The sequence below is a fragment of the Bradyrhizobium sp. UFLA03-84 genome (assembly GCF_002289535.1).
GTDB lineage: Bacteria > Pseudomonadota > Alphaproteobacteria > Rhizobiales > Xanthobacteraceae > Bradyrhizobium > Bradyrhizobium viridifuturi.
On sequence record NZ_NSJY01000006.1, the window covers coordinates 210,805 to 223,984 of the forward strand.

14 protein-coding genes and 1 tRNA gene are annotated in these 13,180 nt (G+C 64.7%); 10 read left to right on the plus strand and 5 right to left on the minus strand.

Going from position 1 to position 13,180, the window contains the following annotated elements:
• The first annotated feature begins 90 nt into the window (after positions 1 to 90).
• From CK489_RS09120 to CK489_RS09135, 4 genes are all read left to right on the plus strand, one after another.
• Entirely contained in the window at positions 91 to 594 is a 504-nt protein-coding gene (locus CK489_RS09120; protein WP_050631291.1) for a tellurite resistance TerB family protein, read from the plus strand.
• A gap of 227 nt (positions 595 to 821) precedes the next feature.
• The gene (locus tag CK489_RS09125; protein ID WP_095732067.1) at positions 822 to 1,601 is read left to right on the plus strand and encodes an SDR family NAD(P)-dependent oxidoreductase; all 780 of its coding nucleotides are present in this window, start codon (positions 822 to 824) and stop codon (positions 1,599 to 1,601) included.
• Positions 1,602 to 1,764: 163 nt separating this feature from the next.
• A complete protein-coding gene (locus tag CK489_RS09130) occupies positions 1,765 to 2,580 on the plus strand; it encodes a glutamine amidotransferase (RefSeq protein WP_095732068.1) in 816 nt (271 codons plus the stop codon).
• A 116-nt stretch (positions 2,581 to 2,696) separates the two neighbouring features.
• Positions 2,697 to 3,506, plus strand: coding sequence for an enoyl-CoA hydratase (locus CK489_RS09135; RefSeq protein WP_050631292.1), 810 nt, complete (start codon positions 2,697 to 2,699; stop codon positions 3,504 to 3,506).
• Between the two features lie 118 nt (positions 3,507 to 3,624).
• Here the strand turns inward: CK489_RS09135 and CK489_RS09140 are convergent.
• Positions 3,625 to 3,700, minus strand: a tRNA-Ala gene (locus CK489_RS09140).
• A gap of 298 nt (positions 3,701 to 3,998) precedes the next feature.
• Here CK489_RS09140 and CK489_RS09145 point away from each other — a divergent pair.
• Genes CK489_RS09145 through folD form a run of 3 tightly spaced genes read left to right on the plus strand, consistent with a single transcriptional unit; the run spans position 3,999 to position 5,545 of the window.
• Positions 3,999 to 4,289: a YggT family protein gene (locus tag CK489_RS09145; RefSeq protein ID WP_021078230.1), complete on the plus strand. Its 291-nt coding sequence runs from the start codon at positions 3,999 to 4,001 to the stop codon at positions 4,287 to 4,289.
• Positions 4,290 to 4,323: 34 nt separating this feature from the next.
• A complete protein-coding gene (locus tag CK489_RS09150; RefSeq protein ID WP_094194316.1) occupies positions 4,324 to 4,659 on the plus strand; it encodes a DUF167 domain-containing protein in 336 nt (111 codons plus the stop codon).
• Position 4,660: 1 nt separating this feature from the next.
• Positions 4,661 to 5,545 (plus strand): bifunctional methylenetetrahydrofolate dehydrogenase/methenyltetrahydrofolate cyclohydrolase FolD, encoded by an 885-nt coding sequence (gene folD, locus CK489_RS09155; protein WP_095732069.1) that lies wholly within the window; start codon positions 4,661 to 4,663, stop codon positions 5,543 to 5,545.
• A 166-nt stretch (positions 5,546 to 5,711) separates the two neighbouring features.
• On the opposite strand, the gene ppa is transcribed toward folD, so the two are convergent.
• Entirely contained in the window at positions 5,712 to 6,242 is a 531-nt protein-coding gene (ppa, locus tag CK489_RS09160; RefSeq protein WP_016847249.1) for an inorganic diphosphatase, read from the minus strand.
• Between the two features lie 166 nt (positions 6,243 to 6,408).
• Complete coding sequence (locus tag CK489_RS09165) at positions 6,409 to 6,918, minus strand: GNAT family N-acetyltransferase (protein ID WP_021078234.1); 510 nt, start codon at positions 6,916 to 6,918, stop codon at positions 6,409 to 6,411.
• 361 nt (positions 6,919 to 7,279) lie between these two features.
• Here CK489_RS09165 and CK489_RS09170 point away from each other — a divergent pair, with 361 nt between their 5' ends.
• Genes CK489_RS09170 through CK489_RS09180 form a run of 3 tightly spaced genes read left to right on the plus strand, consistent with a single transcriptional unit; the run spans position 7,280 to position 9,558 of the window.
• A complete protein-coding gene (locus CK489_RS09170; protein WP_095732070.1) occupies positions 7,280 to 7,747 on the plus strand; it encodes a DUF2269 family protein in 468 nt (155 codons plus the stop codon).
• 15 nt (positions 7,748 to 7,762) lie between these two features.
• Complete coding sequence (locus tag CK489_RS09175; protein WP_095732106.1) at positions 7,763 to 9,091, plus strand: SDR family oxidoreductase; 1,329 nt, start codon at positions 7,763 to 7,765, stop codon at positions 9,089 to 9,091.
• Between the two features lie 59 nt (positions 9,092 to 9,150).
• Positions 9,151 to 9,558 carry a thiol-disulfide oxidoreductase DCC family protein gene (locus CK489_RS09180; protein WP_095732107.1) on the plus strand — a complete coding sequence of 136 codons (408 nt, stop codon included), beginning with the start codon at positions 9,151 to 9,153 and terminating at the stop codon, positions 9,556 to 9,558.
• A 98-nt stretch (positions 9,559 to 9,656) separates the two neighbouring features.
• On the opposite strand, the gene CK489_RS09185 is transcribed toward CK489_RS09180, so the two are convergent.
• Together CK489_RS09185 and typA are read right to left on the minus strand one after the other, a co-directional pair.
• The gene (locus CK489_RS09185; RefSeq protein WP_095732071.1) at positions 9,657 to 10,904 is read right to left on the minus strand and encodes a flavin monoamine oxidase family protein; all 1,248 of its coding nucleotides are present in this window, start codon (positions 10,902 to 10,904) and stop codon (positions 9,657 to 9,659) included.
• A 175-nt stretch (positions 10,905 to 11,079) separates the two neighbouring features.
• Positions 11,080 to 12,906, minus strand: coding sequence for a translational GTPase TypA (typA, locus tag CK489_RS09190; RefSeq protein WP_050631296.1), 1,827 nt, complete (start codon positions 12,904 to 12,906; stop codon positions 11,080 to 11,082).
• Between the last annotated feature and the right edge of the window lie 274 nt (positions 12,907 to 13,180).

Sequence of the window (13,180 nt, forward strand, 5' to 3'; positions counted from 1 at the left end):
AAACGTAATGCTGCAGCGGGAACCCGCGCGGATTGCGCCGGTTCTGTTTCCACGCCATATACACTTCAGCTTCATTGCATAGAGAGAGCAATGCTCGACGGACTCCGCCAATTCATTGCCGATATCGTCTCCCCCGATGCAAAGGCCGACCGCGCTTTCGATGATAGCGACTATCGCCTGGCGGCGACCGCGCTCTTGGTGCATGTGGTCTCGCTGGACGGCGAGCCGACGCCTGCCGAGACGCGCAAGCTGCACAGCCTGATCGAGAGCCGTTTCCAGCTTGATCCCGGCACCGCCGACAAGCTGATCGCTTCTGCGATGCGCGTCGAAGGCGAGGCCGTGGACCTCTATCACTTCACCAGTGTGATCATGCGCTCGGTGAATGAGGAGGGGCGGCTGCGCATCGTCGAGATGATGTGGGAGCTGGTCTATGCCGACGGTCAGGTCAGCGAGTTCGAGGACAATGTGGTCTGGCGCGCGGCCGATCTGCTCGGCATTTCCTCGCGCGACCGCATCGACCTCAAGCACCGGGTCGCCGAGAAGCAGGCGGAGTTGCCGAAGGGCCCCTGGGGCACGGCAGACGCGGCAATCTGACACGGTCGGCTGCGCAAGCGGAGCACCGTCGCCGGCATCACGGATGACGAAACTTTAATGTCTGCCTCGATTGGGTGCGATCCGACTGAAAATCGGTCGTTTCGTCCCGAAACCGGCGCCCCGGCGGCTATCCACAAGCCCATACACGGCTTGCATCCCACCGCATGCCTATGCTCTCGTCGCCCCGTTGGGGACCCTCACTAGAATTTGCAATAAGAGTTTGAAACGTGACTGAGCGTGTGACGCTGATAACCGGGGCATCGGCGGGCATAGGCACCGAACTGGCGCGCGTGTTTGCATCGAATGGTCACCGCGTGGCGCTGGTGGCGCGGCGCGCCGATCGCCTGACGGCACTCGCCGATGAGCTCGGAGCCAAGGGCGGCGCGGCCCCGATCGTGATCTCCTGCGATCTGCAGCAGACCGATGCGGGCGAGCGGATCGCGCAAGCCCTGACCGAGGCCGGGGTCGAGGTCGAATATCTCGTCAACAATGCCGGCTTCGGCCTGTTCGGCCTTGCCGTCGAGCGCGACCGTGCCGAGCAGCTCAACATCATCAACCTCAACATCCGCGCGCTGACCGATCTGACGCTGCGTTTTGCCGATCAGTTGATCCGCAACCGCGGCGGCATCCTCAATCTCGGTTCGATCGCCGGCTTCCTGCCGGGCCCCGGCATGGCGGTGTACTACGCCAGCAAGGCCTATGTGCTCTCGTTCTCCGAGGCATTGCGCTGTGAGCTGGCACCGAAGGGCGTGCGCGTCACCGTGGTTTGCCCGGGTCCCGTGCCCTCCGAGTTCCAGGACCGCGCCGGCTTCGCGCCCGGGTTCGATTCCGCGATCCTCAACGTCGCGCCCGCCGAAGTCGCTCGTCAGGCCTATCGCGGCCTGATGGCCAACAAGCGCGCCGTGCTGCCTGGCGCCTTCATCAAGGTCGTGCCGTTCCTGCTCCGGCTGTTCCCGCGCTCCTTCATCCTGACGGCGGTCGGCGGCTTCCAGCTCCGCAAGCGCTAGCCTTCCTGAAGCGCCCCCTCGATCGTCGTTAAGGCTGTTTCTGGCCCGCGATTTGCTTCGCCACGTCTGTGCGCAAACTCACACGATGTTAACGACCACTTAGCTATGATCGCACCTTACGTGCCGAATCCTTAAGCAGAGGCCAAACCTTCAAGCAGAGGCAATGTCGTTCCGGTCTGACCAAACCCGCGTCGTGGTGCCCTTCGCAAGCCGAAGGCCGGCCGCGGTCACGCCGGTGGATCAGGTTTCGGATCAGGCCTCGCGGCGGCCGGTGCTGATCGTGCTGCATCAGGAGACCTCGACCCCCGGCCGGATCGGCAACGCCCTGCGTGCGCTGGGCTACCCCCTCGATATCCGCCGTCCGCGCTTCGGCGACGCGCTGCCCGACACGCTTGAGGCGCATGCGGGCGCGGTGATCTGCGGCGGCCCGATGAGCGCCAACGATCCCGACGACTACGTCCGGCGCGAGATCGACTGGATTTCGGTTCCCTTGCGTGAGCAGCGCCCGTTCCTCGGCATCTGCCTCGGTGCGCAAATGCTGGCGCGGCAACTCGGCGCGCGCGTCGCGCCGCATCCGCAGGGCCGTGTCGAGGTCGGCTACTACCCGGTCAGGCCGACGCAGGCGGGTCTCGCGCTCTGTCCGGATTGGCCGGCGCGCGTCTATCACTGGCATGGCGAGGGCTTCCAACTGCCCGACGGCGCGGACCTGCTTGCTGCGGGCGATGATTTCCCGGTGCAGGCTTTCCAGTTCGGCAATGCCTTCGGCCTGCAATTCCATCCCGACGTGACCTACGCGATGATGCATCGCTGGACCACGCGCGGTTGCGCGCGGATGGAGCAGCCGGGCGCGCAACCGGCCCATCAGCACTTCGCCGGGCGCGCCGTGCACGATGCCGCCGAGCGCGCGTGGCTGAAGCATTTCATTGACGGCTGGATCGCGCGCGTACCGCGGCCGCTGCTGTTGCAGGCGGCAGAATAGCCGCCGCGCGGAATTTCGCGCCGCCTTTTCATTCTGATGGATGTGCTACTGTCGCCTGCCGCGCGCGGGCCGTATCGCCGCGCGTATCAATAACAACAAGGCCCAGGGAGAACGCCGTGAGCTACCAGCACATCCTGTATGAGGTCAGCGACCGGATCGCGACCATCACGCTCAATCGCCCCGACCGCATGAATGCGTGGACCGCGATCATGGAGCGCGACGTGCGCCATGCGATGGAGGCCGCATCCAACGACGACAATGTGCGCGTCATCATCCTGACCGGCGCGGGCCGCGGCTTCTGCGCCGGCGCCGACATGGAAGCGCTGCAGGGGATCGATCCCAACGAGGTCAGGCGCGGCGAGAGCATTCCGTTCGACATGAACCGCCGCGCCGACTGGCAGACGCGCTACGCCTATTATCCCGCCATCAAGAAGCCGGTGATTGCGATGCTCAACGGTGCCACCGCCGGCATCGGCCTGGTTCACGCGCTCTATTGCGACCTGCGCTTCGCCGCTGACAGCGCGGTGTTTACCACAGCCTTCGCGCGGCGCGGCCTGATCGCCGAGCACGGCATCAGCTGGATGCTGCCGCGCATCGTCGGCCATGCCAACGCGCTGGATCTCTTGATGTCGGCGCGTCGCGTGTCGGCCGCGGAGGCGCTGCGCATCGGGCTCGTCAACCGGCTCTCTTCGCCGGAGCAGCTGCGCGAGGAAACTTACGCCTATGCCCGGGACCTCGCCGATTTCGTCTCGCCGAGCGCGATCGCGGTGATCAAGCGCCAAGTCTACGACGTGCCGTTCCAGACCCTCGCGGAAGCCACCATCGACGCCAATCGCGAAATGCAGATCGCGCTCAAGGGCAACGATTTCCGGGAAGGCGTCGCGAGCTTTGTCGAGAAGCGGCCGCCAAGGTTTACGGGGACGTGAGGGGGGATAGTGGGGGGCGATTTTGCCGATCAGCCCGGCTTCGCCCTTCGGGCTACGTCGCGGCAGCCTTCGCTACGAGACGGCTTGCCGAGCCGAAGCTCGCGAAGCGAGCGAAGGCTGGTGGAGCCAGGCGGGATCGAACCGCCGACCTCGTCATTGCGAACGACGCGCTCTCCCAGCTGAGCTATGGCCCCATTGCGGCCGGGTGTTGCTGAGTGTCCCGGCCGTCAGTCGGGCGCCATTTACAGTCCCGCCCAAGGCCAAGTCAAGAACGCTGAAACAGCGGTTTTCGGCCTTTCCCGCCCGGAACTTCCCTTGTTTGCCGGGGGACGAACCGATATTTAGAGCATGATCCGGACCCGGCGGGCCGCGTTAGCGAGAAGTACGTAGCGGTTTTCCGAGAAGATCCTGCTCAAACAAGAAGCGCGCTGGCGGTTCAAGTCCGGTTTCGTTGCGCTTTACCTGGTCGTCCTACCCGCGAGCCCCCATCATATGCGCGCTGTTCTCGACATCGTCATCATCGTCCTCGACCTCTATGTCTGGCTTCTGATCGCCTCCGCCATCCTGTCCTGGCTGGTCGCCTTCAACGTGGTCAACACGCGCAATCAATTCGTCTCGGCGGTTGCCGAGTTCCTGTACCGGATCACCGAGCCAGTGCTGCGGCCGATTCGCAATGTGATGCCGAATCTGGGCGGTCTCGATATCTCGCCGATCATCGTGATCCTGATCATCATGTTCATCCAGCGGGTGATCGCCTATTACATCTATCCCAACGTGATCTGATCCCTGGCGATGGACCGCTGCTGATGGATTGCTGATGGATCCTTGGCGCTATTCCACCGAGGGCATCAGCATCGCGTTGCGCGTGACGCCGCGCGGCGGCCGCGACGACATCGACGGGATCGAGACGCTGGCCAACGGCCGTTCGGTGGTGAAGGTGCGGGTTCGCGCCATCGCCGAGGGCGGTGAGGCCAACCGGGCGGTGACGGAGTTATTGGCGAAGGCGCTCGGCGTACCCAAGGCCAGGGTGAAGCTGCTGTCGGGGGCCACTTCGCGGCTGAAGCAGGTGGCGGTCGATGGCGATCCGAGGCAGCTTGGCGACACCTTGAAGAAATTGACTGCGACCGGGCCGAATCAAGACACGAAGGACTGACATGACTGCCCGCATCATCGACGGAAAAGCCATCGCTGCAGAGCTTCGCGCCCGCGTCGCCGACGAGGTCGCCCGGGTCAAGCGCGACCATGGGCTCACGCCGGGGCTCGCCGTCGTGCTGGTCGGCCACGATCCCGCGAGCGAGGTCTATGTCCGCAGCAAGCACACCCAGACCCAGGCCGCCGGCATGGCCTCGTTCGAGCACAAGCTGCCGGAGGATGTGTCGCAGGCCGATCTGCTGGCGCTGATCGCGCGGCTCAACCGCGATCCCATGGTGCACGGCATCCTGGTGCAGCTGCCGCTGCCGAAATCGCTGCACACCGAGACCATCATCAACGCGATCGACCCGGCCAAGGATGTCGACGGCCTGCACCCGAACAATGCCGGCCGGCTCGCCGGCGGCCTTGCCGCGCTGTCGCCCTGCACGCCGCTCGGCTGCATCATCCTGACCAAGAGCGTGCATGCCTCGCTCGAGGGCATGAACGCGATCGTGATCGGCCGCTCCAATCTGGTCGGCCGCCCGCTGGTGCAGTTGCTGCTGAATGAGAACGCGACGGTGACGATCGCGCATTCGCGTTCGCGCGACCTGCCCAAGCTCTGCGCCCAGGCCGATCTGGTCTATGCCGCGGTCGGCAGGCCCGAGATGGTGCGCGGCGACTGGATCAAGCCGGGCGCGACCGTGATCGATGTCGGCATCAATCGCATTCCGGTGCCCGGCGGCAAGCCGAAGCTGGTCGGCGACGTCGCATTCCAGGAAGCGCTCGGCGTCGCGGGCGCGATCACACCGGTGCCCGGCGGCGTCGGACAGATGACGGTGGCGTGCCTTCTGGTCAACACGCTGCGCGCCGCCTGCGCGATTGCCGGCCTGCCGGCGCCGGCGGTGTGAGCTAAGAGCAACCTGCTTCAACCGTCATTGCGAGGAGCTCGCGACAAAATTGCAGAGCAATTTTGCGCTGAAGCGACGAAGCAATCCATCGTCCCGCATGTGCGGGGGCATGGATTGCTTCGCTTCGCTCGCAATGACGGGAGAGGGCGCCGTATCGGCTACGCCGTCACTTCTTCTTCGCGCGTTCGATGCCTTCGAGGATCAGCTTGCGGGCTTCGTCGGCGTCGCCCCAGCGCAGCACCTTCACCCACTTGCCCTTTTCGAGATCCTTGTAGTGCTCGAAGAAGTGCTGGATCTGCTGCAGCGTGATGTCGGGCAGGTCGCTGTAGTTCTGCACCTTGTCGTAGCGCTGGGTCAGCTTCGATGACGGCACCGCGATGATCTTCTCGTCGCCGCCGGCCTCGTCCTCCATCAGGAGCACGCCGACCACGCGGACGCTCATCACGGCGCCCGGCACGATCGCGCGGGTGTTGACGATCAGCACGTCGCAGGGATCGCCGTCGCCGGACAGCGTGTGCGGGATGAAGCCGTAATTGCCGGGATAGCGCATCGGCGTATAGAGGAAGCGGTCCACCACCAGCGTGCCGGCCTCCTTGTCCATCTCGTACTTGATGGGCTCGCCGCCGACGGCAACCTCGATGATGACGTTGACGTCGTGGGGCGGATTTTTTCCGATCGATATGGCGTCGATACGCATGGATTGCTCCGCGTGGCCTTTTGGAAGTTGAGAACGATGTGATTTTTTGGTTGGCGCCGCCAGGCCGCAAAACGGAATCAGGCCCGGCCGTGGGGCCGGGCTGGCCGTCGCGCGCAGCGCTAGAGGCTGGTTTAGCCTTGCTGCAGCTGCGAGAGAAGCAGGATTTTCAGTTCGCCCAGGCGAAAGCGACCTTGTCGAGCGACTTCGGCCCGAACCGTTCCGAGGAGCGCGCCACCATCCGGCCGCCCAGCGCGCGGTAAAACTCGGTCGCCGGCTCGTTGTCGGAGAGCGCCCAGATCACCATGCTCTTCAGGCCGCTCTGCATCAGGTCGCGGCGGGCTGCCGCGAACAGGCGCCGGCCGAAGCCGAGGCCCTGGAATTCCGGCCGCAGATAGAGCTCGTAGATCTCGCCTTCGAAATGCAAGCTGCGAGCGCGGTTGCGGCCATAATTGGCATAGCCCGCGATCCTGTCGCCGAACACCAGCACGCTGACGCGGCTGCCCTTGCGGATGGCGCTGTCCCACCACTGCGGGCCACGGCGATTGATCAGCTTTTCGAGTTCGGCGCCGGGGATGATGCCCTGATACGCCGAGCGCCAGGCTTCGTCATGGGTAGACGCCACTGAGGCTGCGTCTGCAGCTTTGGCTGGCCGGACCTCGATTAGCGTTGTGCTCATGCAGCCAATCAAAGCAAGTCAGCGGGCCGCCTTCAAGGTCCATCGTTAATTATCGGTTAACCTGTGGGTTTTTTGCATCAGTGTCATGAAAACTTGTTCCGAAAGAGGACACTTGCCGGGTTCAGACGACCGATCGCCGGTTCGGCCCTGTGCAAAGCGTGAATCCCGCACGCAATATGACAGTGCCGTCGCTTGGAAATGGCTCATTCGGGGCTGATTCGCCGCCAGGATTTGGCCTGCGATCCAAGCGCGATGTGGGTACTCCGGGTGCGCAGCCGCAGTGGATTTTTGCGCGCGCACGGCCTATGGCAGCGGCGGCATTTGTGCGTGCCGAAACCGGCCCGATCGCGAGCGGACTGTGATGACGCTCTATTTCCTGATCAAATATCTGCATGTGCTCGGCGCCATCGTGATCCTCGGCACCGGGAGCGGGATCGCCTTCTTCATGCTGGCGGCGCATCGCACGCAAAGTCCGTCCTTCATCGCGCGCACGGCGTCGACGGTCGTGGTCGCGGACATGATCTTCACCCTGAGCGCAGTGCTGCTGCAGCCGGTGAGCGGGGGGCTGCTGATGTTGCTGTCGGCAACCAGCATCACCGAGCGCTGGCTGTTGCTGTCGCTTGCGCTTTACGCGCTGGCCGGCGTGTTCTGGGTTCCCGTTGTCTTCATGCAGATGGAGATGCGCGACCTCGCACAGGCGGCGGCCGACAAGGGTCTGCCGCTACCGCCGCGCTACACTGCGCTGTTTCGCCGCTGGTTCCTGTTCGGGATTCCCGGCTTCGGCTCGGTGATGATCATCCTCTGGCTGATGATCGCAAAACCATTCTAACGCATGATCCAATTCATGAGTGACGGCGCATCACACAATATCCTCGTGCTCGGCGCGTCGGGACTGATCGGACGCTATGTCACCGACGATCTCAGGGCGCGCGGCTTTCACGCGATCGGGATCGCGCGGCAATTCACGGCTGCACAAAAGATGAGCGCAGCCGATCTCGAGCTGCCCGTGATGTCGATGGATGTCGCTGAGCTGACACAGCTGCTTCGCACCCACGAGGCCGACGTCGTCGTCAATTGCCTCGGCGTGCTGCAGGACGGTCCGGGCAGCGACACAGGCGCGGTGCATCGCGACTTCGTGGCGCGACTGCTGGAAGCGATCCGCGACAGCCATCGCGCCATCCGTCTGGTGCATATTTCGATTCCCGGCAGCGCCGATCAGGATCGCACCGCCTTCAGCACCACCAAGCGCGAAGCCGAACGGCTGATCGCGGCATCGGGGATCGCCCATGCGATCCTGCGCCCGGGCTTTGTCATCGCGCCGTCGGCCTATGGCGGCAGCGCCATGCTGCGCGCGCTGGCGGCGCTGCCGGTGGATTTGCCGGCCGACGAGGCCGCTACGCCATTCCAGCCGGTTGCAGTCGAGGATATCGCCGCCACCATCGCCTGGCTTGCCTCGCGCGACATCGACGACGAAGCGGTGCGATCGGTGAGCTGGGACCTGATGCAGAAGCAGCCGATCTCGCTCGGCGGCGTCATCGCCCAATTCCGCTGGTCGTTCGGCACGGCGAAGCAATTCCGCATCGCCTCGCCGTCGTTCCTGATCGATCTCGGCGCCCGTCTCGGCGATCTCACAAGCCGCCTCGGCTGGATGCCGCCGATGCGCTCCAATGCGATTGCCGAGCTGCGCCGCGGCGTCACCGGCGATCCCACGGCCTGGGTGGCAACGACCGGCATCGTGCCGAAGACGATCGCGCAGGCGATCGGCGGCCGACCCGCGACCATCCAGGACAAATGGTTCGCGCGGCTGTTCCTGATCAAGGCGCTGATCTTCGCAAGCCTCGTGCTGTTCTGGGTCGCCTCCGGCTTCATCTCGCTGGTGATCTCCTATGACGCCGCCGCCGGCATCCTGAGCGCGCATCACTTCCCGCCCGCCCTGGTCGGGCCGGTGACGGTACTGACCAGCCTGATGGACATGAGCATCGGCGTGCTGATCGCGATCCGCCGCACCGCGGCGTTCGGTCTTGTCGCCGGCATCATTGCCTCGCTCGGCTACATGGCGGGATCGGCGGTCCTGACACCTGATCTCTGGATCGAGCCGCTCGGCGCGCTGGTGAAGACCGGACCCGCGATCGTGCTGATGCTGGTGGCGCTGCTGACAATGGACAACCGATAGCGTTTTCAAGCGAAGTGGCAACCGGTTCGCGTGAAGAAAACGCGTCGAAGGGAATCAAGATGACGAGCTGGCCCGACGACGACGTGATCCTCTACGACGGCGTCTGCATCTTCTGCTCGCGCTGGGTCCGCTTCGTCGTCGACCGCGACAAGGCACGCCGCTTTCGCTTCACGCCGATCCAGTCCGAATACGGCACGCGGCTGGCAAAAACCTTCGGTATCGACCCCGAGAATCCCGACACCAACGCCGTGGTCCATGGCGGCGTCGCCTGGATGAAGTCGGACGCCGCGCTGACGGTGCTGAGTCATCTCCCCGGCTGGGGCTGGACGCGCGTGCTGTTCGCCGTGCCGAAACCGCTGCGCGACGCCGTCTACAGCCTCGTCGCCCGCAATCGTTACAAAATCTTCGGCAAGTACGAGACGTGCTTCGTGCCCGACGCGGATAAGCGGGCGAGGGTGCTGGAGTAGTTTCCCCGTCATTGCGAGGAGCGACGCGACGAAGCAATCCACTCCATCCGTTACGCGGCGCGATGGATTGCTTCGCTCCGCTCGCAATGACGATGCGGCTACTTGCTAGCTACGACAGCCAACACTTCCTTCGCCGCCCGCTCACCGCTGTCCCGCGCGCCGTGCGCGGTCGAGAAGAAATGCGGCGACGTCGCTTCGCCGGCGAAGAACAGCCGGCCGTCGACCGGGGCTGCGAGCACGGCGCGCTTGTCGGCGTGGCCGGGCAGCGCGTGCGAGTAGGAGCCGCGGGCGAACGGGTCGTGGGCCCAGCGGGACTCGCTGAGCGGCTTCAGCTTGCGGCGGAAATCATTGCCGAGGAAGGAGACGATCTCGTCGATGCTGTGCGCGGCGATGGCGCCGTCGCCGGCATCCTCGAGCGCCTGCGCAAAACGGCCGCCGAAGAACCCCTCGATGCAGGGCTGGCCGAACGGACGGATGTGGTAGGTGCCCATCTCGGTGCGCATGGTGGCGCCGCGCAGATTGCCTTCCTTCGGCAGCGCCTCGGGCTCGGCGAGCGCCAAGGTCACCTTGTCGGCGAGGCCGAGCGGCAGGCCGCGCGCGGCATCGAGTTTTTCCGGAAGCGCCGGCGAGAAGCGGATCGCCGCGTCGGCGATCAGGTTGGTCGGCACGGTGACGATCACTTTGTCCGCTTCGAGTGTGCCGCGCGACGTCTCGATGCGGACGCGCTTGCCGGAGTGATCGATCAGCCTCACCTCGCAGTTCAGCGCGACAGACACCTGCTGACCATAGGCCTCGACCAGCGAACCATAGCCGCGCCTGACCCGCCAATTGACGTTGCTGTCCTCATAGGCGTCGAAATCGAGAATCGAGAGTTGGTCGAGCTCGCAGCCGTTCACATAGGTCGAGATCGCATCGATCATCGGGTTCCAGCGGTTGCCGGGCTCGAGGTAGCGATCGGCTGAACCGTCCTTGCCGCCGCGCGCCGCCTCTTCGAGGCGATCATAGAACTCGTCGAGCGCAAGCATGAACGCATCGCGGTCGGCCTGCGGGAACGCCTTGCCATAGGCGCGCTCGCGCCACGGCGGCAGGTCCTTGTTGAGCTCGAAGCCGAGTTGCCGGGCGATGCCGACAAAGCTGTTCTGGTCGGCCGAGTGCAGCCAGCCGCAGCCGACGTCGAACACCACGTCAGGCGCGGCCTGGATGGTGTGGGCGCGGCCGCCGAGCCGGTCGCGGGCTTCCAGCACGATGGTGGAGAGGCCGGTGCCCCTCAGCGCATGCGCGGCGCCGAGGCCTGCGGCGCCGGCGCCGATGATGGCAACATCGACCGTGGAGGGAAGGGAACTCATGTCCCGGCTCTAGCACGTCTGGAGAAGCGTCTAAAGTCAACCCACGCATAACTGTCATCACCCGCGAAGGCGGGTGATCCAGTATTCCAGAGACAGCTGTGATTGAACCGATAGGCCGCGGCGTACTAGATGCCCCGATCGAGCCGGGGCATGACAGTTTGGTTTACGCGATGGCTTACGCCACGGCTTCCTTGGCCTTTTCCGCGCGCTTGCGGTCGTTCGGATCGAGATGCTTCTTGCGCAGCCGGATCGACTTCGGCGTCACCTCGACGAGCTCGTCGTCCTCGATATAGGCCAGCGCCTTTTCCAGCGTCATCCGGATCGGCGGCGTCAGGCGCACCGCTTCGTCCTTCGAGGTGGTGCGGATGTTGGTGAGCTGCTTGCCCTTCAGCACGTTGATCTCGAGATCGTTGTCGCGGGTGTGCTCGCCGACGATCATGCCCTTGTAGACCTTCCAGCCCGGCTCGATCATCATCGGGCCGCGGTCTTCCAGCTTGAACATCGCGTAAGCCACCGCCTCGCCTTGATCGTTGGAGATCAGCACGCCGTTGCGGCGGCCCTGGATCTCGCCCTTGTAGGCGGCATAGCCGTGGAAGATGCGGTTCATGATCGCGGTGCCGCGGGTGTCGGTGAGCAGTTCGCCCTGGTAGCCGATCAGGCCACGGGTCGGCGCGTAGAACACCAGCCGCAGGCGGTTGCCGCCGGACGGGCGCATCTCGATCATCTCGGCCTTGCGCTCGCTCATCTTCTGCACGACGACACCGGAATGCTCCTCGTCGACGTCGATCACGACTTCCTCGATCGGTTCCTGCCAATTGCCGGTCGCCTCGTCCTTCTGCAGCACGACGCGCGGGCGCGACACCGAGAGCTCAAAACCCTCGCGGCGCATGGTCTCGATCAGGATCGCGAGCTGCAGTTCGCCGCGGCCGGAGACTTCCATGGAATCCTTGTCGGCGGCCTCGACGACGCGCAGCGCGACGTTGCCCTCGGCCTCGCGCATCAGGCGGTCGCGGATCATGCGCGAGGTCACCTTGTCGCCTTCGGTGCCGGCGAGCGGCGAGTTGTTGACGATGAACGACATCGACACGGTCGGCGGATCGATCGGTTGCGCCGGCAGCGGCGTCTCGACCGAGGGATCGCAGAAGGTGTCGGCGACGGTGCCCTTGGTGAGGCCCGCGATCGCAACGATGTCGCCGGCCTCGGCCTCCTCAAGCGGGGTGCGCTCGAGGCCGCGGAAGGCGAGAATCTTGGTCAGGCGGCCGGTTTCGATCAGCTTGCCGTCGGCGGACAGCACCTTGACCTGCTGGTTCGGCTTGATCGAACCGGAGGAGATGCGGCCGGTGATGATGCGGCCGAGATAGGGATTGGCCTCGAGGATGGTGCCGATCATTCGGAACGGACCTTCCTCGACCTTCGGCGGCTCGACATGGCGCACGATCAGATCGAACAGCGGCTGCATGCCGAGGTCCTTCGGACCCTCCGGGCTCTCCGCCATCCAGCCCTGCTTGGCCGACCCGTACAGGATCGGGAAGTCGAGCTGCTCCTCGCTGGCGTCGAGCGCCGCGAACAGGTCGAACACCTCGTTGATGACTTCGGTCGGGCGCGCGTCGGGACGGTCGACCTTGTTGATCACGACGATCGGCTTCAGGCCGATCTTGAGCGCCTTCGAGACCACGAACTTGGTCTGCGGCAGCGGACCCTCGGCGGCGTCGACCAGCACCAGCGCGCCGTCCACCATGTTGAGGATGCGCTCGACCTCACCGCCGAAATCGGCGTGGCCGGGCGTGTCGACGATGTTGACGCGGATGTCCTTCCACTGCACCGAGGCCGCCTTGGCCAGGATGGTGATGCCGCGCTCGCGCTCCAGGTCGTTGGAGTCCATGGCGCGTTCGGTGACCTTCTGGTTCTCACGGAAGGTGCCGGATTGCTGCAGCAAGCGGTCGACGAGGGTGGTCTTGCCGTGGTCGACGTGGGCGATGATGGCGACGTTGCGAAGGTTCATGGCTCTTCTTCTGGTCGTGCAATGGTCAGATGCGCGATCTCGCCGGACCAGTTTGGCCGGCCGCTCGCTCGCGTGGCCCATCAGGGGCCCGGATCACGCTCATACCCAAGAAATTTGACGGGGACGCATCACCCCAAAAAGGAAGCCCGGTCTCAGGACCGGGCACCTCGTGCGTTGCGGCGCAATATAGTCAGAAAACGCCAAAAAACAACGGTTTATTGGCCGTTTGGAGGACTGATTTTGGTTCCGGAAGCCGGTTTTGAGGGGATTTTCG